Origin of the sequence: Nocardia altamirensis NBRC 108246 (genome assembly GCF_001612685.1) — a bacterium.
Classification (GTDB): domain Bacteria; phylum Actinomycetota; class Actinomycetes; order Mycobacteriales; family Mycobacteriaceae; genus Nocardia; species Nocardia altamirensis.
Genome location: NZ_BDAY01000015.1, coordinates 1 through 23,293, shown reverse-complemented (window position 1 = coordinate 23,293; position 23,293 = coordinate 1). Strand labels below are relative to the sequence as shown.

1 protein-coding gene is annotated in these 23,293 nt (G+C 65.4%); it reads left to right on the top strand.

Annotated elements, in window-relative coordinates:
• Positions 1-106 precede the first annotated feature (106 nt).
• On the top strand, positions 107-23,293 hold a 23,187-nt coding region (locus NA11_RS10290), incomplete at its 3' end, for a non-ribosomal peptide synthase/polyketide synthase (protein ID WP_141717512.1).

The window sequence follows — 23,293 nt, the reverse complement described above, 5'->3', positions numbered from 1 at the left end:
GTACCGCACGCCCCAACATTGAGAACAACCATCGATCGATTCGGTCGAAATCTCGTAGCGAAGTCGCGCAGCACAGCGCACCAGGATTGAGGGTCGGGTGGATCGGGTGAATTTCGACGATAACGGCGAGATGGAGAACGTGGTCGTGCCTGCACCTGCGCGGGAGGACCTGTTCCCGCTGTCCCCGGCACAGCTGGGTATCTGGTATGCCCAGGCGCTGGATCCGCAGGTGCCGATCACCATCGCCCAGTACGTCGATCTAACCGGCGACCTCGATCGAGAGCTGTTGCGGCGGGTCGCCATCGAGGCGTCGAACGAGATCGGGTCCGGTCTGATCTGCCTCACCGAGGTCGACGGTGAGCCGATGCAGTACATCGACCCCACCATCCCGGACCGCGACAGCATCTACTACATCGACCTGCGCGGGGCGGCCGACCCGAAGGCGCGCGCACACGAGTGGATGCGCGCCGAATACAGCCGTCCCATCGATCCGTTCCAGGATCGCCTGATCCGGCTGGCCACCCTGCAGCTGGACGAGCAGCACTGGTTCTTCTATCTGCGCGCGCATCACATTGTCCTCGACGGCTTTTCGGCCATGACCTATGTGAACCGCCTCGCCGAGCTGTACACCGCTTACGCCACCGGCACTGAGCCGTCGCAGACAAAAGCCACGGACCTGCGGGACCTGGTCGATACCGAATTCGCCTACCGCGACAGCACCCGGTTCGAATCCGACAAGACCTACTGGGCCGAGCGGGTGGCGGGCTTGGAGGAGGGCACCAGCCTGGCAGGCCGGTCCGCGCCCCCGGCGCCGCTGAACTTCGTTGCGGGCGCGGCATTGTCGCGCGGCAGGCGTCAGTTGCTGGATGCCGCGGTGCAGCGGCACAATTCGTCCCCGTCGGCGCTGTTGCTCGCGGGCTTCGCGGCGTACCTGGCGCAGTGGACCGGCAGCGAAGAAGTCATTCTCAGCCTGCCGGTGACCGCGCGGACCACCGCGGTGATGCGCCGCGCCGCCGGTTTCACCTCCAATATCGTGCCGTTGCGGCTGCACATCGGATACGACATGGACGTCGCCGCATTGCTGCAGGCGGTGACGGTCGAGGTGTCCGGCGCGTTGCGGCATCAGCGCTACCGGCACGAGGACATCCGGCGCGACAGCGCGGGTGCGGGCGCGGTCACCAAGGAGTTCTTCGGGCCCTGGGTGAACATCATGCTGTTCAACAACCAGATCGCTTTGGGCGAGACGACCGGGCACATGCACGTGTTGTCCACCGGGTCGATCGAGGATCTGAGCGTCAACTTCTATCAGTCGATGGGTGGGGACAGCTTCCACATCGACTTCGAGACGAACCCGAACCTGTACACCGCGGCCGAGGCGCGCAGGCACAGCGAGCGGTTCCTGGAGTTCTTCGATCGGCTGCTTGCCGCGGGCGCGGATGAGCCGGTCTGGGAGCTGCCGATCACGACCGAGGCGGAGTTCTCCCGCACGCTGTCGGTGTGGGGCACGTCGGGTCATCGGGTCCGCGACACCACGCTGCCTGCGCTGCTCGATGCACAGATCCCGTTGACGCCGGAGAACATCGCGCTCGATTTCGAGGGCGCGGAACTCACGTATGCGGAGTTCGGTGCGCGGGTCAACCGGTTGGCGCGGTTCTTGATCGCGGATGGTGTCGGTCCGGAATCGCTTGTTGCGCTGGGTATGCGGCGGTCGCTGGAGCTGGTGATCGGCATGCATGCGGTGCTGAAGGCCGGTGGTGCGTATGTGCCGGTGGATCCGGATCATCCGGCTGAGCGCACTGCTTACATTCTCGAGTCCGCGAGCCCGGTCTGTGTGCTGACCACGTCCAGTGATGAGCTGGTGTTGCCGGAGACGGTGCGCCGGGTGGAGATCGACACCCTGGATGTGTCGGAGTTCTCCGATGCTCCGGTGACGGACGCGGATCGTTCGGCCTTGCTGCGCCCGGACAACACGGCCTACGTCATCTACACCTCCGGTTCGACGGGTCGGCCCAAGGGCGTCGCGGTCAGTCATCGCGCGATCGTGAATCAGCAGTTGTGGATGCTCGACGAATATCGACTGACCGCAGCCGATGTGTATCTGCAGAAAACCGCGACGACGTTCGATGTGTCGCTGTGGGGTTACTTCCTGCCGCTGATGGTCGGCGCGAAACTGGTCATCGCCGCGCCCGACGGACATCGGGACCCGCTGTACGTCGCGGACGCGATCGCGCGGCACGGCGTCACGGTGACCGACTTCGTGCCCTCGATGCTGACGGTGTTCGCCGCACATGCGACCAAGGACCAATGCGCCTCGCTGCGTGCGGTATTCGTGATCGGTGAGGCGTTGCCGCCGGAGACCGCCGCCGCCTTCCGCGCGATCAGCTCCGCGAGTCTGCACAACCTGTACGGCCCGACCGAGGCCGCGGTGTCGGTGTCCTACTGGAAGGTGACCGCCGCCGACACGGTGACGGTGCCGATCGGCGTGCCGGAGTGGAACGTCGAAATGTACGTGCTGGATTCGCGGCTGCGGCCTACCGCGATCGGTGCGGCGGGTGAATTGTTCCTCGCCGGACGGCAATTGGCGCGCGGGTACCGCGGGCGGCCCGACCTGACGGCCGATCGGTTCGTCGCCAACCCGTTCGGTGCCGACGGCGAGCGGATGTACCGCACCGGAGACCTGGTGCGCTGGAACGCAGCAGGCTCGCTGGAGTACATCGGCCGCACCGACTTCCAGGTGAAGTTCCGCGGCCAGCGCATCGAGCTCGGCGAGATCGAGACGGTGCTGCTCGCGCATCCTGCGGTGTCGCAGGCCGTTGTGCTGGTGATGGATACCGCGACCGGTCAGCAGCTGGTGGCGTATGTGGTTCCCGCGCCAGGCTTGTCGATCGATCCGGTGGAGCTGACCAAGTTCGGCGGCGAGCGGTTGCCCTCGTACATGGTCCCCGCCGCCGTCATGACGTTGGCGTCGTTCCCGCTCAACACCTCGGGCAAGCTGGATCGAAAAGCGTTGCCGGAGCCGGTGTTCGCCGTCGGCGCGGCAGGCTATCGGGCCCCGCGCACGCAGGCCGAGCAGGTCGTCGCCGCGGTCTTCGCCGATGTGCTGAGCTTGCCCGTGGTCGGCGTCGACGACGACTTCTTCGATCTGGGTGGCAACTCGCTGGTCGCGACTCAGGTGGTCGCGCGGGTGTCGGCCGCGTTCGGTGTCCGGTTGGGGGTGCGGGCGCTGTTCGAGACCCCGACCGTGGCCGGTATCGCGGCGCGGGCGGAAGCCGCGGGTGGCGCCGACGTCGCGCCGCGGCCGCCGCTGGTGGCCCAGCAGTTGCCGGATCGGGTTCCGTTGTCGCTGGCCCAGCAGCGGATGTGGTTCATCAACCAATTCGATCCCACCGCACCGATTTACAACCTGCCGTTCGTGATGCGGTTGCGCGGTGAGATCGACATCGACGCGTGCGCCGCGGCGTTGTCGGATGTGATCGAGCGGCAGCAGTCGCTGCGCACGATCTTCCCCGCCTCCGGTGGCGGTGGCTACCAGCAGGTGCTGCCGATGGACCAGGTGAACCTCGACATCGACGTGCACAGCGTCGACGAGGCGGACCTGCGCGCGCACCTGCTCGAGTTCGCGCAGGTCGGGTTCGACGTTTCCCGCGAACTGCCGATCCGGGTACGGGTTTTCGCCATCTCGGGCGTCCGGGAGTACGTGGTCGCTGTCGTCACGCACCACATTGCCGTCGACGGTTTCTCGTTCGGGCCGCTCGCGCAGGACATGGCGCAGGCCTACCTCTCCAGGGCTATTGGCGAGGCGCCGAACTGGGCGCCGCTCGCGGTGCAGTACCGGGATTTCACGGTGTGGCAGCGTGCGATTCTTGGTGGTGAGGATGATGCGGAGTCGTTGATTTCGCAGCAGATTGGTTATTGGTCTGCGCAGTTGGTGGATTTGCCGGATGAGTTGGTGTTGCCGGTGGATCGGGCGCGTCCTGCGGTGGCGAGTTTCCGTGGTGGTCGGGTGACTGCGGATATTTCGGTGGAGACGCAGCAGCGGTTGGTGGTGTTGAGTCGTCAGCACAATGCGTCGTTGTTCATGGTGTTGCATGGTGCGTTGGCGGTGTTGTTGGCGCGGTTGTCGGGGTCTGAGGATGTGGCGATCGGTACGCCGATTGCTGGTCGTGGTGAGCAGGCGCTCGATGATTTGATCGGGATGTTTGTCAATACGTTGGTGTTGCGGTCGCGTGTTGAGGGTGGGGAGTCGTTTGCTGGTTTCTTGGGTCGGGTTCGTGAGACGGATTTGGCGGCGTTCGGGCACGCGGATGTGCCGTTCGAGCGGTTGGTGGAGGTACTGAATCCGGCGCGTTCCCAAGCACGGCACCCGCTGTTCCAGGTCATGCTCTCGGTGCAGAACATGGACCGGGCTCGACTGGAGCTGGAGGGGTCCAGCGTCCAGGTCGAGGAGTTGATGGTCGATCTGGCGAAGTTCGACCTGCAATTCGTGGTCTCGGACGCGTCCGGCGGCGGCGCAACGCTGGAATTGACCTATGCCGCAGACTTGTTCGACGAGTCGACCGCCACCGATATCGCGGAACGCTGGGTGCGACTCCTGGAGGCCGTCGCTGCTGATGCGTCGGTCCCGGTGGGGGATGTCGAAATTCTGGGTGTGGGTGAGCGTGCGGGCTTGGTCACGCGTATCGGGGCTCCGGCTGCGAGGGCACGAGTGTTGCCGGAGTTGTTGGCCGAGGTCGCTTCCGGTGATCCGCTCGCGCCCGCAGTCGTGTTCGAGGGGACAAGTCTGTCTTACGGCGAGGTGGATTCTCGCTCGAATCGTTTGGCGCGGTTGCTGATCGAGCGCGGTGTCGGTGCCGAGGACATTGTCGCGTTGACGGTGCCGCGGTCGGAGTTGTCGTATTTGGCGACGTGGGGTGTGTCGAAGTCGGGTGCGGCGTTCTTGCCGATTGCCGCGGATCTGCCTAGCGATCGTATTGAGTACATGCTGTCTGATTCGGGTGCGCGGGTCGGTGTGACGGTGTCGGCGGTACGCGATCAGTTGCCGGATTCGGTGGACTGGCTGGTCCTCGACGAGCTGGATCTGGGCTCGTATTCCGATGCGGTGGTGACGGATTCGGCGCGCCTGCGCGCATTGCTGCCGCAGCATCCCGCGTATGTCATCTATACCTCGGGTACGACAGGTCGGCCGAAGGGCGTGGTGCTCACGCATGCCGGTCTGGCGAATTTCCGTGCCGAGCAGAATGAGCGGTATGGGCTCGATAGTTCTACTCGGGCACTGCATTTCGCTTCGCCGAGCTTCGATGCGTCGATTTTGGAGTTCCTGCTTGCCGTCGGCGGCGGTGGCGCATTAGTGGTGGTGCCGCCGGGCGTCTATGGCGGTGCTGAGCTTGCCGATCTGATTCGCTCCGAGCGGGTCACGCATGCGATGTTGACGCCGTCGGTGCTTGCGTCGATGGACCCGGCGGCATTGGCCGGTTTGCAAGTTGTGATCGCCGGTGGTGAAGCAGTTTCGGCCGATCTGCTGACCAAGTTCGCTACGGCGGACGAAGGCTCGGGCGTGTCTCGTCGGTTCTTCAATGCGTACGGCCCGACAGAGTCGACGGTTGCGTCGAATATCAGTGGTGTGCTGTCCCCGGGTGATCGGGTGACCGTCGGTGGTCCGATCCGGGGTATGCAAGCGCTGGTGCTGGATTCGCGGTTGCAGCCGGTGCCGGTGGGCGTTGCGGGTGAGTTGTACGTGTCGGGCATTCAGTTGGCGCGGGGCTACCTCGATCGTGCTGGTTTGACCGCAGAGCGTTTTGTCGCCAATCCGTTCGCCGTTGATGAGCGGATGTATCGCACGGGCGATGTGGTGCGCTGGACTGCCGACGGTGCAGTCGAATACGTCGGTCGTTCGGACTTCCAGGTGAAGGTGCGTGGTTTCCGCATCGAACTCGGCGAGATCGACGCGGCATTGACCACGCATCCCAGTGTGGATTTCGCGGTGACGGTGGGTCACACGGGTCCTGCGGGGGTGACCGTACTGGTGTCGTATGTGGTTGCGGTGCCGGGGCATTCGGTGGATGTCACGGAGTTGTCGGGGGATCTGGCGCGGCGCCTGCCCGCGTACATGGTGCCGTCGTCGATCATCGTGATCGATCGGGTTCCGTTGACGCCGACCGGAAAGCTGGATCGTCGGGCGTTGCCTGCGCCGGTGTTCGAGGTGCGTCAGTTCCGTGCGCCGTCGACGCCGATCGAAGAGATCGTCGCTCAGGTCTTCGGCGAGGTACTCGGCGTCGAGCGGATCGGCGCCGACGACGACTTCTTCACTCTCGGCGGTAATTCGCTGATCGCGACCCAGGTCGCTTCCCGGTTGGGCAGCGCGCTGGATACTTCGGTGCCGGTGCGACTGTTGTTCGAGGCCTCGACGGTGGCCGCGCTGGCGGCTCGGGTCGAGTCGCACGTCGGTGACGGGGCCCGGCGTGAGCTGGTGGCGCGTGAGCGGCCCGAGCGGGTGCCGTTGTCGTTGGCGCAGCAGCGGATGTGGTTCCTCAACCGGTTCTCGGTGGGTAGCGCCGATGCGGCGGAGTCGGCCGTCAACAACATTCCGGTCGCTATCCGGCTCTCGGGTGAGCTGGATGTGGCGGCGTTGCAGATCGCGGTCATCGACGTCATCGACCGGCACGAATCACTGCGCACAGTATTCCCCGACACCGCTTCCGGTCCGGTGCAGGTGATTCTCGATGCGGCACAGATCGTTCCCGACCTGACGCCCGTTCCGGTCACCGAGGCAACCTTGCTCGATCATCTGATCGAGCTCGCGTCCCTGGCCTTCGACGTCACCAGCGAAGTGCCGCTGCACGCGCGGCTGTTCGAGATCAGCGAATCCGAGTATGTGCTCGGCATGGTGGTGCACCACATTTCCACCGACGGCTGGTCCATGACGCCGCTGGCACGCGACGTCATGGTCGCTTATGCCGCGCGCACGCTGTGGGAGTACCCGGCGTGGGTCGAGCTTCCGGTGCAGTATGCGGATTATGCGTTGTGGCAGCGTGAGGTGTTGGGTTCGGAGGATGATCCGGGTTCGTTGATTGCCAATCAGATTCGTTATTGGACGGGTCAGTTGGCGGAGTTGCCTGATGAGTTGGTGTTGCCGTCGGATCGGCCGCGTCCGCCGGTGGCTTCTTATCGGGGTGGTTCGTATCCGTTTGTGATTTCGGCTGAGACGCAGCGTGGGTTGGTCGAGGTCGGGCGGGCGCATAATGCGTCGTTGTTCATGGTTGTGCATTCGGCGTTGGCGGTGTTGTTGGCGCGGTTGTCGGGTACTGAGGATATTGCGATCGGTACGCCGGTGGCGGGGCGTGGTGAGGCTGCGCTCGATGATCTGGTGGGGATGTTCGTCAATACGTTGGTGTTGCGCACCCAGATTCGTGGTGATCATTCGGTTGCGGATTTGCTTGCGGCGACGCGTGATGCGGATTTGCATGCGTTTGCCCATGCGGATGTGCCTTTCGAGCGTTTGGTGGAGGTGCTGAATCCGACGCGTTCGCAGGCGCGTCATCCGTTGTTCCAGGTGATGCTCTCCTTCCAGAACCTGCCGGAAAGCACGTTCGAACTGCCCGGCCTGCGCGTCTCGGCGATCGATGTCGAGGTCGGCACCGAGAAATTCGACCTGTCGTTGAACATCCAGGAATCCGGCGAGGCGAACAGCGGCATGGTCGCTGAATTGTCTTATGCCACCGATCTGTTCGATGGCGCGACGGTGGCAAAGCTCGCCGACCGGTATCTGCGCGTGCTCGCGCTGATCGCGGAAGATCCGCAGCGGCGGGTGCGTGACATCGATCTGCTCGATGACGCCGAGCGGGCCGTGGTGCTGCAGCAGTGGAACCAGACCGCCCACGCGGTACCGGATCTGGTGAGTGTGCTCGATCTGTTCGAGGCCCAGGTGCGGTTGCGGCCGGACGCGGTCGCGGTGATCTTCGATCCGGGTACCGACGCGGTAGCCAAGACCCTTGCCCACCCGTCGCCCGACCACCACCCCTCATCGAGTCACTGCGTGACGCTGTCCTACGGGGAGTTCTCCGCGCGGGTGAACCGGTTGGCGCGCAAGCTGATCGAGGCGGGCGTCGGCCCGGATGCGTTGGTGGCGGTCGGTATTCGCCGTTCGGTGGACATGCTGGTCGCGGTCTACGCGGTGCTGACCGCCGGTGGTGGTTATGTGCCGGTGGATCCGGATCATCCGGCCGACCGGATCGAGTACGTGCTGGCCGGTTCGCGGCCGGTGTGCGTGCTGACCGCTCGTGACGCCGCAGGTGTTTCCGGCGGCATCGGCGCGGAAACCGCTGGCGCCGTTCCGGTGTGGGATATCGACGAGCTGGATCTTGCCGGGTATTCCGATGCGCCGGTGACGGCAGGTGAGCGACGTGGGCAGTTGCGGGCGAGCAACACCGCCTACGTGCTGTACACCTCGGGCTCTACCGGTCGCCCGAAGGGCGTGGCGATCAGTCATGCCGCACTGGCCAACCAGATGGGTTGGATGATCGGCGAATTCGGGCTGGACGAGACCGATGTGGTGCTGCAGCGGACGCCGTTCACCTTCGACCCCTCGGCATGGGAGATGTTCGTCCCGTTGATGATCGGCGCACGCGCGATCATCATCACCCACGACGGCCACCGTGACCCGAGGTACCAAGCCGAACTGATCGCGCGGCACGGGGTGACCGCGATGGAGATGGTCCCGTCGCTGATCGCCGTCTTCGCCGCTACCGCTTCGCCGGACGAATGCCGTTCGCTGCGTACGGTTCTCGCCGGTGGTGAAGTGTTGCCACCGGCTACCGCCACCGCGTTCCGGCGGATCTCGGATGCGGCGGTGTTCAACACCTACGGTCCCACCGAGTTCACCATCACCGTCACCTCGGGCCAGGTCGGCGAGGTCATGCCTGCGTCGCTGCCGATCGGCGGGCCGGTGTGGAACTCCCGGGCATACGTGCTGGATTCGGCGTTGCGGCCGGTGCCGGTCGGCGTGCGTGGCGAGTTGTACCTCGCAGGCGTGCAGCTGGCGCGCGGGTACGAAGGCCGGGTGGACCTGACCGCCGATCGGTTCATCGCTGATCCATTCGGCGTGGCCGGTGAGCGGATGTACCGCACCGGTGACCTGGTGCGCTGGAACACTTCTGGCGTCTTGGAGTACATCGGCCGCAGCGACTTCCAGGTGAAGTTCCGCGGTCAGCGCATCGAGCTCGGCGAGATCGAGACCGCGTTGCTGGACTGCCCCGGTGTGCGGCAGGCCGTGGTGCAGGTCGTGGCGACCGTGGCCGGTGATCAGCTGGTCGGATACGTCGAAGGCGCGGTCGATGTCGAGGCGGTGCGCTTCGAGCTGCAGCGTCGACTGCCGTCCTACATGGTGCCCTCGACGCTGATGGTGTTGGCGGAGTTCCCGTTCAACTCCTCGGGCAAGCTGGATCGGAAAGCGTTGCCGCAGCCGGTGTTCGAGGCGCGTGAGTTCCGTGCGCCGGTGACGCCGGTGCAGGAGATCGTGGCCGGTGTCTTCGCCGATCTGCTCGGTGCCGACCGGGTCGGTCTCGACGACGACTTCTTCGCGCTCGGCGGCAACTCGCTCGTCGCCACCCAGGTCACCGCGCGGCTCGGTGCCGCGTTGGACACCACCGTGCCGGTGCGCATCCTGTTCGAGGCGTCGACGGTGGCGGCGTTGGCGGTGCGGCTGGCGGACCAGGCCGGACAGGGCAGCCGGATCCCGCTGCTGCGGCGGGATCCGAACGCGCTCACGCCGTTGTCGTTCGCGCAGCAGCGGATGTGGTTCCTCAACCGCATGGACACCGACGCGGCGATCTACAACATGCCCGTCGGCATCCGGTTGACCGGTGACCTCGACGTCGCCGCCTTGCAGGCCGCCCTCGGTGACGTGATCGAGCGGCACGAGTCGCTGCGCACCATCTTCCCTGAGGTCGACGGCGCCACCGGGCCGGTGCAGGTGGTGCTTGACCCGCGCGAGAGCGTGCCGGATGTGGCACTGCTCCGGGTCACCGAAGCCAACCTCGCCGAGCATCTGATCACGTTGGCGTCCACCGGCTTCGATGTCACCACCGACCTGCCGCTGCGGGTACGGCTGTTCCAGCTCGGCACGTCGGAGTACGTGCTGGCGCTCGTGGTGCACCACATCGCCTCCGACGGCTGGTCGATGGCGCCGCTGGCCCGCGACGTCATGCTCGCCTACACCGCCCGCACCGCGGGCGAAGCCCCCGCGTGGGCGCCGCTGCCGGTGCAGTACGCCGACTATGCGGTGTGGCAGCGTGCGGTTCTTGGTGGTGAGGATGATGCGGAGTCGTTGATTTCGCAGCAGATTGGTTATTGGTCTGCGCAGTTGGTGGATTTGCCGGATGAGTTGGTGTTGCCGGTGGATCGGGCGCGTCCTGCGGTGGCGAGTTTCCGTGGTGGTCGGGTGACTGCGGATATTTCGGTGGAGACGCAGCAGCGGTTGGTGGTGTTGAGTCGTCAGCACAATGCGTCGTTGTTCATGGTGTTGCATGGTGCGTTGGCGGTGTTGTTGGCGCGGTTGTCGGGGTCTGAGGATGTGGCGATCGGTACGCCGATTGCTGGTCGTGGTGAGCAGGCGCTCGATGATTTGATCGGGATGTTTGTCAACACGTTGGTGTTGCGGTCGCGTGTTGAGGGTGGGGAGTCGTTTGCTGGTTTCTTGGGTCGTGTTCGTGAGACGGATTTGGCGGCGTTCGGGCACGCGGATGTGCCGTTCGAGCGGTTGGTGGAGGTACTGAATCCGGCGCGTTCCCAAGCACGGCACCCGCTGTTCCAGGTGGTGCTTTCGCTGGAGAACCTGGACGAACCCGCGCTGGAGCTCGACGGTCTTTCGGTGCGTGCCGAGGAGCTCGACGTCGAGCTTGCGAAGTTCGATCTGCAGTTCACCCTGACAGAAGCTGTTGATGGTGGCTGGACGCTGCACCTGACGTACGCAACGGATCTGTTCGATGAGTCGACCGCTGCCGGCTTCGCTGAGCGGTGGGTGCGTGTGCTCGAGGAGATCTCCCGCGATCCCGGTGTCCCCGTGGGGGATATCGATATCTTGGGTGCGGGTGAACGTGCGTCGTTGATTGCGCGTCGTGGGTCGGCTGCTGCGCCGGCGTGGACGTTGCCGGAATTGTTGGCTGAGGCGGTTGCCGGTGATCCGGAAGCGCCCGCGGTGGTGTTCGAGGGGACAAGTCTCTCTTACTCCGAGGTGGATTCTCGCTCGAATCGTTTGGCGCGGTTGCTGATCGAGCGCGGTGTCGGTGCCGAGGACATTGTCGCGTTGACGGTGCCGCGCTCGGAGTTGTCGTACTTGGCAACGTGGGGTGTGGCGAAGTCGGGTGCGGCGTTCTTGCCGATTGCCGCGGATCTGCCGAGTGATCGTATTGAGTACATGCTGTCGGATTCGGGTGCCCGGGTCGGTGTGACGGTGTCGGCGGTGCGGGGTCAGTTGCCGGATTCGGTGGATTGGCTGGTGCTCGACGAGCTGGATCTGGACTCGTATTCCGATGCGGCAGTGACCGATTGGACTCGTTCGCGGTCGTTGTTGCCACAGCATCCTGCCTACGTGATCTACACCTCTGGTACGACGGGCAAACCCAAGGGCGTGGTGGTAACCCATGCGGGCCTCGCGAATTTCCGTGCCGAGCAAAACGAGCGGTATGGGCTGGACGGTGCTACTCGGGCACTGCATTTCGCTTCGCCGAGCTTCGACGCGTCGATTCTCGAGTTCCTGCTGACAGTCGGTGGTGGCGGCGCATTGGTGGTGGTGCCGCCGGGCATGTACGGCGGTGCGGAATTGGCCGAGCTGATCCGCAGCGAGCGGGTCACGCATGCGATGTTGACGCCGTCGGTGCTTGCGTCGATGGATCCGGCCGCGCTGGCAGGCCTGCGGGTGATAATCGCTGGTGGTGAAGCGGTTTCGGCCGATCTGATCGCGAAGTTCGCTGCCGTCGATGCGCCTGCGGGTGGACGGCAGTTTTTCAACGCGTACGGTCCGACCGAGGCAACAATTGCCAGCAATATCAGCAACGCGCTGTCGCCGGGTGATCGGGTGACCGTGGGCGGCCCGATCCGGGGTATGCAAGCGCTGGTACTGGATTCACGGTTGCAGCCGGTGCCGGTGGGTGTGGCCGGTGAGTTGTACGTGTCGGGTATCCAGCTGGCGCGTGGCTACCTCGACCGGGCCGGGCTGACCGCCGATCGATTCGTGGCGAACCCGTTCGCTGTTGATGAACGGATGTATCGCACCGGAGATGTGGTGCGCTGGACCGCTTCTGGTGCGGTCGAATATGTGGGCCGTTCCGACTTCCAGGTCAAGATCCGTGGCTTCCGCATCGAACTCGGCGAGATCGACGCGGCGCTGACCACGCATCCGAGTGTTGATTTCGCGGTCACGGTCGGCCATGCCGGGACCACCGGTATGACGATGCTGGTGTCGTATGTGGTTCTCGTGCCAGGACATTCGGTTGATATCGCGGAATTGTCCGGGGACCTGGGCCGACGTCTGCCCAGCTACATGGTGCCGTCCTCGATCATCGTGATCGATCAGGTTCCGTTGACGCCGACGGGCAAGCTCGACCGTCGGGCACTGCCTGCGCCTGCGTTCGAGGTACGCCAGTTCCGTGCACCCTCGACGCCGATCGAAGAGATCGTGGCACAGGTGTTCAGCGAGGTGCTCGGTGTCGAACGTGTTGGTGTGGATGATGATTTCTTCACGCTGGGTGGCAATTCGCTGATCGCCACTCAGGTGGCGTCGCGGTTGGGTAGCGCGTTGGACACCTCGGTGCCGGTGCGACTGTTGTTCGAGGCCTCGACCGTCGGCGCCCTGGCCGCGCGGGTCGAATCCCATGTCGGCGACGGCGCGCGACGGGAACTGGTGGCGCGTGAGCGTCCGGAGCGGGTGCCGCTGTCGCTGGCGCAGCAGCGGATGTGGTTCCTCAACCGGTTCTCCGCGGGCGCCGATGCCGCCGAGTCCGCGGTCAACAACATCCCGGTCGCGATCCGCCTGTCCGGTGAACTCGAGGTCGCCGCGCTCGAGATCGCGATCATCGATGTCATCGACCGGCACGAATCACTGCGCACCCACTACCCCGAGGTGGATGGGCAGCCGTATCAGGTGATCGCGCCGATCGGCCACGGCACCCGCGAGCTGACGGCGACTGTTGTCTCCGAAAGCGAACTGCCGCAGCGCCTGATGGAACTGGTGCTGTCCGCCTTCGACGTCACCACCGAGGTGCCGTTGCGGGTCGAGCTGTTCGAGCTCAGCCCCACCGAGCATGTGCTCGCGCTGGTTGCGCATCACATCAGTGCCGACGGTTTCTCGATGGGACCGCTGACCAGGGACGTTATGGTCGCCTACACCGCCCGTATCGCGGGCGGCGAACCCGGCTGGCAGCCGCTGCCGGTGCAGTATGCGGATTATGCGTTGTGGCAGCGTGAGGTGTTGGGTTCGGAGGATGATCCGGGTTCGTTGATTGCCAATCAGATTCGTTATTGGACGGGTCAGTTGGCGGAGTTGCCTGATGAGTTGGTGTTGCCGTCGGATCGGCCGCGTCCGCCGGTGGCTTCTTATCGGGGTGGTTCGTATCCGTTTGTGATTTCGGCTGAGACGCAGCGTGGGTTGGTCGAGGTCGGGCGGGCGCATAATGCGTCGTTGTTCATGGTTGTGCATTCGGCGTTGGCGGTGTTGTTGGCGCGGTTGTCGGGTACTGAGGATATTGCGATCGGTACGCCGGTGGCGGGGCGTGGTGAGGCTGCGCTCGATGATCTGGTGGGGATGTTCGTCAACACTTTGGTGTTGCGCACCGAGGTCCGTGGCGAGTACACCATCGCGGATCTGCTTGCCGGAGTTCGTGATACCGATCTGCAGGCGTTCGCGCATGCTGATGTGCCGTTCGAGCGTTTGGTCGAGGTGCTCAACCCGGCGCGCTCGCAGGCGCGTCATCCATTGTTCCAGGTGATGCTGTCGTTCCAGAACCTGCAGCAGACCAGCCTGGAGCTGCCAGGGCTCGCGGTGCACGGCCTCGAATACGAGGACGACCTGGCGAAGTTCGACCTGCAGCTGATGGTGCAGGAAACGACGGACGCCGCGGGTGAACCCGCGGGAATGTCGGCGGCGTTCTCGTACTCGACGGATTTGTTCGATCGAGCCACGATCGCCGAGTTTGCGCGGCGGTTGGATCGGATGCTGGCGGCTGTGGTCGCGGATGCCGAGGTAGCGGTCGGTGATATCGACCTGCTGGGTGCCGAGGAACGATCGCTGGTGCTGCATCGGTGGAATGCCACTGAGTACACGATCGATCCAGCGACGCTGGTTTCGTTGTTCGAGGCCCAGGTGGAGCGGACACCGGATGCGGTCGCGGTCACTTTCGAGGGGACGAGTCTGTCCTATGCCGAGTTCGCGGAGCAGTCGCGGCGACTCGCGCGCTGGTTGATCGCCGAGGGTGTTGGACCGGAATCGCTTGTCGCGCTTGGTATGCGGCGTTCGACTGAGCTGGTGGTCGCGATGTATGCGGTGGTGGCTTCTGGTGGTGCGTATGCGCCGATCGATCCGGATCATCCGGCTGAGCGCATCGCCCACGTCCTCGACACCGCATCGCCGGTGTGTGTTTTGACCACGTCGCGTGACGAGCTGGTGTTGCCGGAGACTGTGCGTCAGGTGGAGATCGACACCCTGGATGTGTCGGGGTTCTCCGATGCCCCGGTGACCGATGAGGATCGGTTGGCGCCGCTGCGCCCCGGCAACACGGCCTACGTCATCTACACCTCCGGCTCGACCGGTCGTCCGAAGGGCGTTGCGGTCTCGCACGCGGCGATCGTCAACCGGTTGGTGTGGATGCATGCCCAGTACGGCCTGACCGCAGGTGATGTGGTGTTGCAGAAGACGCCTGCCACCTTCGATGTGTCGGTGTGGGAGTTCTTCTGGCCCTTGCAGGTCGGCGCGCGGCTCGTGGTCGCCAAGCCGGACGGGCATCGTGACCCGGCTTATCTGGCCCAGTTGATCATGGACGAGGGCATCACGACGGCCCACTTTGTGCCGTCGATGCTGGCGGTGTTCGTTGCTGATCTGCGGGTCGGTGAATGTGGGAGCCTGCGTAATGTTTTCGCCTCCGGTGAGGCGCTGCCTGCACCGACCGCGCAGCGACTGCGTGAGTTGACCGGTGCGTTGTTGCACAATCTGTACGGACCGACCGAGGCCGCGGTCGATGTGACCTTCCACGAGGTCGTCGATGCCGACACGGTGTCGGTGCCGATCGGTCGTCCGGTGTTCAACACCCAGGTCTATGTGCTGGATGCGCGCCTGCATCCGGTCGCGGCGGGCATACCGGGCGAGTTGTATCTGGCAGGTGATCAGTTGGCGCGCGGTTATGTGCGGCAGCCGGAGCTGACCTCGGATCGATTCGTGGCCAACCCGTTCGGTGACGGTGCGCGGATGTATCGCACCGGTGACCTGGTGCGCTGGATCGCGGCGGTCGATGAGGAATCGACTGGTGAGCTGGAGTACTTGGGGCGCACTGACTTCCAGGTGAAGGTGCGTGGTCTGCGGATCGAGCTCGGCGACATCGAGTCCGCGCTCATCGCGCAGGAGTCGGTCGCCCAGGCCGTGGTGGTGGTGCGTGAGGACGAGCGCACTGGCGCGCAGCTGGTCGCCTACCTGGTCGCTGCGGACGCGGGGATCGACGTCGACGCACTGCGGGCGGCGCTGGCCGCGCAGCTGCCGAGCTACATGGTCCCGTCGGCCTTCGTGGTGTTGGACGCGTTCCCGCTCAACGCCTCGGGCAAGTTGGATCGGAAGGCGTTGCCGCAGCCGGTGTTCGAGGTGCGTGGGTTCCGTGCGCCGGTGACCCCGGTGCAGGAGATCGTCGCCGGTGTGTTCGCCGACCTGCTCGGCGTCGACCGGGTCGGCCTCGACGACGATTTCTTCTCGCTGGGCGGCAACTCGCTCATCGCGACGCGGGTTACCGCGCGGCTCGGTGTGGCGTTGGACGCCGAGGTGCCGTTGCGGGTGCTGTTCGATGCCTCCACCGTGGAGGCGTTGGCCACCCGGCTCGAATCGCACACCGGTGAAGGCGCTCGTGCGCGGTTGGTGGCGCGGTCGCGGTCGGCGGGTGAGTTGGTGCCGTTGTCGTTCGCGCAGCAGCGTATGTGGTTCCTCAACCAGTTCGACAAGTCGTCCTCTGCTTACAATCTGCCGCTGGCGATCCGGTTGACGGGCGAACTCGACACCGCCGCACTGGAATCGGCGCTGTCGGACGTGGTGCGCAGGCATGAGTCGCTGCGCACCCGCTATCCCGAGCACGGCGGCACCCCGGTGCAGGTCGTTGTCCCGGCCGAGCAGCTCGCCATAGAGCTGCGCGCCTATCCGATCTCGGAGGGCGAGTTGCTGGCCGCGGCGACCGACTTCGTCGACGCTGGTTTCGATGTGGCCGAGCGAGTGCCGGTGCGGGCCAGGCTGTTCCAGCTGCAGGCCGATCATTTCGAGCGACCTGACAAGCAGTCGCTAGCGGTCGAGCACGTGCTCGTCGTTGTCGTGCATCACATTGCTGCGGATGGTTTCTCGATGCGTCCGTTGGCCCGGGATGTGATGACTGCCTATCTGGCGCGTACTCAGGGTGTGGCGCCGGAGTGGTTGCCGTTGCCGGTGCAGTATGCCGATTTCGCGGTGTGGCAACGCGAAGTCCTCGGCGCTGAGGATGATCCGGAGTCGTTGCTGGCCAAGCAGGTTGCCTACTGGCAGCGGCAGCTGGCTGGCAGCCCGGAGGAACTCACGCTGCCGACCGACCGGCCGCGCCCGGCGATCGCGTCGTACCGCGGCGCGACCGTGACGACCACATTGCCGGTCGAGCTGATCGCGGCACTCGAAGGTGTCGCTCGGGCACAGGGTGTTTCGCTGTTCATGGTCACGCACGCCGCGTTGGCGGTGTTGCTCGGCCGTCTCGCGGGCACCGACGATGTCGCGGTCGGCACGCCGGTTGCGGGGCGTGGTGAGGCCGCGCTCGATGACCTGGTGGGCATGTTCGTCAACACCTTGGTGCTGCGTACCGAGCTCGAGCTCGGTACGCCGTTCAGCACGCTGCTCGCGCATACACGCCACCAGGATCTCGAGGCGTTCGGCCACGCTGATGTGCCGTTCGAGCGGCTGGTTGAGTTGTTGGCGCCGGAGCGGTCGCAGGCGCGTAATCCGTTGTTCCAGGTGATGCTGGCGTTCCAGAATCTGGACCGCGCCACCTTGGAGCTGCCGGGTCTCGTCGTGTCGGAGCTGGAGGTCGAGACCTCGACCTCGCGCTTCGATTTGCAGTTCACGCTGTCGGAAATCCCGGACGCCGACTCGGACGCCGCCTTCCGCTCCGCGGGCATGGCGGTCACTTTGACCTATGCCACGGATCTGTTCGACGAGTCCACCGCCGAGGCGATGCTGCGCCAGTGGACTCGGGTGCTGACCGCCGTCGCGGCCGACGCTGAGGTCACGGTCGGTGATATTCCGCTGCTCGATGCCGCCGAGACAGCACGAGAACTGTTGGGCTGGAACGAATCGTGGCGTGAGCTGGGTCAGGGCAGCACCCTCGTGGAGGTGTTCGCCGACCAGGTCGAGCGGACCCCCGACGCGGTCGCGGTGATCTCCGAGGGGACAAGTCTGTCCTACGCCGACTTCGCAGGTCGAGTGCACCGTTTGGCGCATCGCCTGGTCGAGGTGGGTGTCGGTCCGGAAACCCTTGTCGCAGTAGGGATACCCAGGTCGCTTGACCTGCTGGTCGCGATCTACGCGATCGCCGAGGCGGGCGGTGGCTATGTGCCGCTCGACCTAGAACAGCCCGCCGAACGAATCGAATACGTGCTGGCGACAGCGGATCCGGCTTGTGTGCTGACTACCTCGACGGCAGGCGCTGCCCTGCCGCCGCGCGAGTCCGTGCTCGTCCTCGATGAACTGGACTTGTCGGCCTACCCGGGCACGCCGTTGACCGATGCCGATCGGCGTGCGCCGTTGCGTCCTTCGCATCCGGCGTACGCGATCTTCACCTCGGGCTCGACCGGTAGGCCGAAGGGTGTGCTGGTGCCGCATTCGGCGGTGGTGAACCAGATCCGGTGGATCACCGGCGAGTACGGCATCGACGCCGCGGATGTTGTGCTGTTCAAGACCCCGGTGACTTTCGATGTGTCGGTGTGGGAGTTGTTCGGCCCGTTGATCGTTGGTGGTCGTGTGGTGGTTGCCGCACCGGACGGCCATCGTGATCCGCAGTACCTGGCGACGGTGATCGCCGAGGAGCAGGTCACGATGACTTCGTTCGTGCCCTCGATGCTCGCGGTGTTCGCGGGTGCGGTCGAGGGTGCGGCGTTGTCGTCGTTGCGTGCGGTGCTGGTGGCTGGTGAGGCGTTTATGTCCGACACCGCCGCCGCGTTCGGTCGGGTGAGCTCGGCGCAGTTGTTCAACCTGTACGGCCCAACGGAATTCACCGTGCATGCCACACACGCGCCAGCGGCCGGCGTGGTCGGTGCGGTCCCGATCGGCAAGCCGGTGTGGAACGCGCAGGCGTATGTGTTGGATGCACGGTTCAACCCGGTGCCGGTCGGTGTCGCGGGTGAGCTGTATCTGGCTGGTGATCAGCTCGCGCGTGGTTATCTCGGGCGTGCTGATCTGACCGCGGACCGGTTCGTGGCCGCCCCGTTCGGCGACGACGGTGCGCGCATGTATCGCACCGGCGACCTGGTGCGCCGCGGCCCCGACGGCGCGATCACCTATCTGGGTCGAACCGACTTCCAGGTGAAGTTGCGCGGTATGCGCATCGAGCTCGGTGAGATCGAATCCGCGCTCACCGCACACGAATCGGTGAAACAAGCTGTTGTCGTCGTGGTCGCGCACGCGGGTACCGACCAGCTCGTCAGCTATGTCGTGCCCGCCACCCAGGAGTCGGGCTCGCCCGTGCCGATCGAGGTGGCCGCGCTGCGTGCATACCTGGCGGGTCGTCTGCAGTCGCACATGGTGCCTTCGGTGATCATGGTGCTGGATGAGTTGCCGTTGAATGCCAACGGCAAGCTGGATCGTCGTGCGTTGCCGGAGCCGGTGTTCAGCACCGAGACGGCCTATCTGGCGCCGCGTAATCAGATCGAGCATCTCATCGCCGATCTGTTCGCCGAGGTCTTGGGTTCGGAGCGGGTCGGTGTGGATGATTCGTTCTTCGCGCTCGGCGGTGATTCGATCGTGTCGATTCAGTTGGTGTCCCGCGCCAAGGCGCGTGGCGTGCTGTTCTCCGCGCGTGACGTGTTCGAGCAGCGCACCGTCGCTGGTTTGGCTGTTGTCGCGGAAACCGCGGCGGCGCATTCGGATTCGGTGCCGGTGCTTCAGGAGCTGCCCGGTGGCGGCGTCGGCGCCAGGCCGCTGACCCCGGTGGAGCACTTCATGGTGCAGCGTCCCGGTTCCTACAACCGGTTCCATCAGGCAGTGTCACTGGGACTGCCCGCCGGTATCGACCGGGCGGGGATCGTCGCGACGGTCGCGGCCGTGCTCGATCGGCACGACATGCTCCGCGCGCAGCTGGTTCGACACGAGGGTTCCGCGTGGAGCGTTGAGACCGCGGCGACTGGCACGGTCGAGGTGGACGCGCTGATCGACCACACCGGATTCGACGCCGACACATCCGATGACGAGCTGGTCGAGATCGCCTCTGCGGCATTGGATGCCACCCTGGATCGGTTGGATCCCGAAGCGGGCGTGGTGATCCGGTTCGCGTGGCTGGAACCGGTCACCGCGGCGGACAGCGAAGCCGGTGCCACGGATCGGGCCGGATTCCTGATCGTGGTCGCGCATCACCTGGTGGTGGACGGCGTGTCCTGGCGTGTGCTGGTGCCGGACTTCGTTACCGCCTGGGGCCAGCTGACTGCCGGGCAGAGCCCGCAACTGGAAGCGCCGGTCACGAGCATGCGCACGTGGGCGCACGCACTGGAGCAGGCCGCACTCGATCGTGCAGGGGAACTGGAGTTCTGGCGCGGCATGGTCGACGGGCCCGACCCGTTGTTGTCCGCGCGGGCATACGACCCGGCCATCGACGTGGCGGGTGTGGTCGACACCGTGCGAGTCGAGGTGTCCGCGGAGGTCACTCAGTCCCTGTTGACCACGGTTCCTGCGTTGTTCCACGGCGGCGTGAACGACGGCCTGCTCACCGCGTTGACGGTGGCGGTCGCGGCATGGCGTGCTCAGCTGGGTATCCGCGAGGATTCCGCGCTGATCCGCCTCGAGGGTCACGGCCGCGAAGAGGCCGTTGTGCCGGGCGCCGATCTGTCGCGCACGGTCGGCTGGTTCACCGCGATTTTCCCGGTGCGGTTCGATCTGGCGGGCATCGATATCGATGCCGCGCTGGCGGGCGGTGTCGAGATGGGCCGTGCCGTCAAGGCGGTGAAGGAGCAGTTGCTCGCGGTGCCCGATCGTGGTGTCGGCTACGGGCTGCTGCGCTACCTGAACACGGCTACCGCGACGTCGCTGCCCGACCGGATGCCGGGGCAGATCAGCTTCAACTACCTCGGCCGGTTCGCCGAGGGCGCGGCGCCGGAGGCGCTGCGTGGCTTCGGCTGGCTCCCCGCGCCCGAACTCGCGGACCTGGTCGGTGCCGATGACGCGGATATGCCCGCGATGGCACCGCTGGACATCAACGCGGGTGTCGATAACGACCGGCTGGGTGCCAGGATCGCTTATCCGACAACGCTGCTCGACGCCGAACAAGTCGCCGAATTCGCCGGACTGTTCGTGCGAGCGCTGGAAGCGGTTGCACGGCATGCGGATACGGTGGACGCGGGCGGTCACACGCCGTCCGATTTCCCGCTGGTGTCCAGCACGCAGGCCGATATCGACAGCTGGGAGCGGCAATTCCCCGCGCTCACCGACGCATGGTCGTTGTCGCCGCTGCAGGCGGGTCTGCTTTTCCATGCGCAGTTGGCGGCGTCGTCGGTGGACGTCTACACCTCGCAGGCGGTGCTGACCCTGACCGGGCGGCTGTCCGCGACCAGACTGCGGTCGGCGGCACAGGCGCTGGTCGACCGGTACGACAACCTGCGCACCGCGTTCGTCACGGATGCGAACGGCAACCCCGTGCAGCTGGTCCTGGACGGTGTCCAGGTGGCCTGGTCCGAGCTCGACCGCCGGTCGACCGGCCAAGCGGATGACCTGGTCGAGGCCGATCGCTTGCAGCGGTTCGACCTGACCGCACCGCCGCTGATCCGGTTCACCCTGATCCAGGTCGGCGAGCACGAGTGGTCACTGGTGGTGTCGAACCATCACATCCTGCTCGACGGCTGGTCGATGCCGTTGCTCATGCGGGATCTGCTGGTGTTGTATGCCACCAACGCCGATTCCGCGGTACTGCCGCCGGTCCGGTCCTACCGCTACTTCCTGGACTGGGTTGCGCAGCAGGACAACGCCGTGTCGCTGGCTGCGTGGACCCGTGCGCTGCAGGGTGTTTCGGAGCCGACGCTGCTGGCGAATCCGCATACCGGGCACGAGATCACGACGCTGTCGGGCGAGTATCGCTTCGAGCTGGACGAGGCCGTGACCGCGGGCATCACCGCAGTCGCCCCGGAGCTGGGTGTCACCGTGAACACCGTGTTGCAGGCGGCGTGGGGTCTGGTGCTGGGCCGGTCGACAGGCCAGCACGATGTCGTGTTCGGTACCACCGTTTCGGGCCGTCCGGCCGAGTTGAACGGTGTGGAGAACATGGTCGGTCTGTTCATCAATACCGTGCCGGTGCGGGTGGCCTTCGACCCGGCCGAGCCCGCGCGGGCGCTGCTCACCCGCCTGCAGGGTGAGCAGGCCGATCTGCTGGATCATCACCACATCGGGTTGACCGAGATCCAGACCGCGACTGGTGTCGGTGGTCTGTTCGATACGTTGATGGTGTTCGAGTCGTATCCGGTTGACGCTGAAGGAATCCGGGCCCAAGCCGCCGATATCGACGGGATGGCGGTCGCAGGCCTCGAGGTTGCCGATGCCACGCACTATCCGCTGACGCTGATCGCCTCGCTGGATACGCAGCTGCGAGTGCGGGCCAGCTACCTCAGTGACCTGTTCGACGCGGACAGCGTCGCCAGGGTTGCAGAGCGGCTGGTCCGGGTCATGACCGAACTCGCCGCAGCACCGGACGCACCCGTCGGGGACATCGACCTGCTCGGCGCGACTGAGCGTTCGAATGTGTTGCAGCACTGGGTCTCCGCAGGCAGCGACGGCGGCACCGGTCTGTTCGCCGATCCGACCACCACCCTCTCGACGCTGGTCGATGCGGCCGTGGCGGCCTACGGCGATCGGGTTGCGGTGCGTTTCGTCGATGACGAATTGACTTATGCGCAATTGGATCAGCGGGCGAATCAGTTGGCGCGCAAGCTGATCGCCAAGGGCGCCGGGCCGGGACAGCTGGTCGCGGTGCTGCTGCCGCGCTCGCTGGATCTGGTGGTCGCGCTGCTCGCGGTGGTCAAGTCCGGCGCGGGTTACGTGCCGATCGACCCGTCGTACCCGGCGGAGCGCATCACCTACGTGTTGTCGGACGCTGCCCCGTCGAGCGTGATCGTCGACGGTAGTGCCGACACTGAGTTGCTCGGCGACATCGCGGTCGTGTCGATGGACGGCTTCGGTGTGGAGACCGGTGATCTGGTCGACGCGGGCGAGGGGCCGATCACCGATGCCGATCGGATCCGGCCGCTGCGTGCCGGGAACACCGCTTACGTGATCTACACCTCGGGTTCGACCGGCCGCCCGAAGGGTGTGGTCGTGTCGCATCGGAATGTGGTGCGGTTGTTCGCGAACACCGATCGCGAGTTCGGTTTCGGCCCCGAGGATGTGTGGACGTTGTTCCACTCGAGTGCCTTCGACTTCTCGGTGTGGGAGCTGTGGGGTGCGCTGCTCTATGGCGGTACCTCGGTGGTGGTCGACTACTTCGTGTCGCGTTCTCCCGAGCAGTTCCTGGAATTGCTGCACCGCGAGCGGGTCACGGTGCTCAACCAGACCCCCTCGGCGTTCTACCAACTGATCGAGGCCGACCGGAACGCCGGTGTCGCAACACCTTTGGCGTTGCGTTACGTGGTATTCGGTGGCGAGGCACTCGACCTGCGTCGCCTCGGCGACTGGATGGCCCGCCACGGCGACGGATCGCCCGGCGCGACCGGGCCGCGACTGGTGAATATGTACGGCATCACCGAGACCACCGTGCACGTGACGCATCGCGTACTTGACGCCGAAACGGTCGCCGCGGCAACAGGTTCGGTGATCGGCCGGGCCATCGCTGGCCTGTCGGTCTAC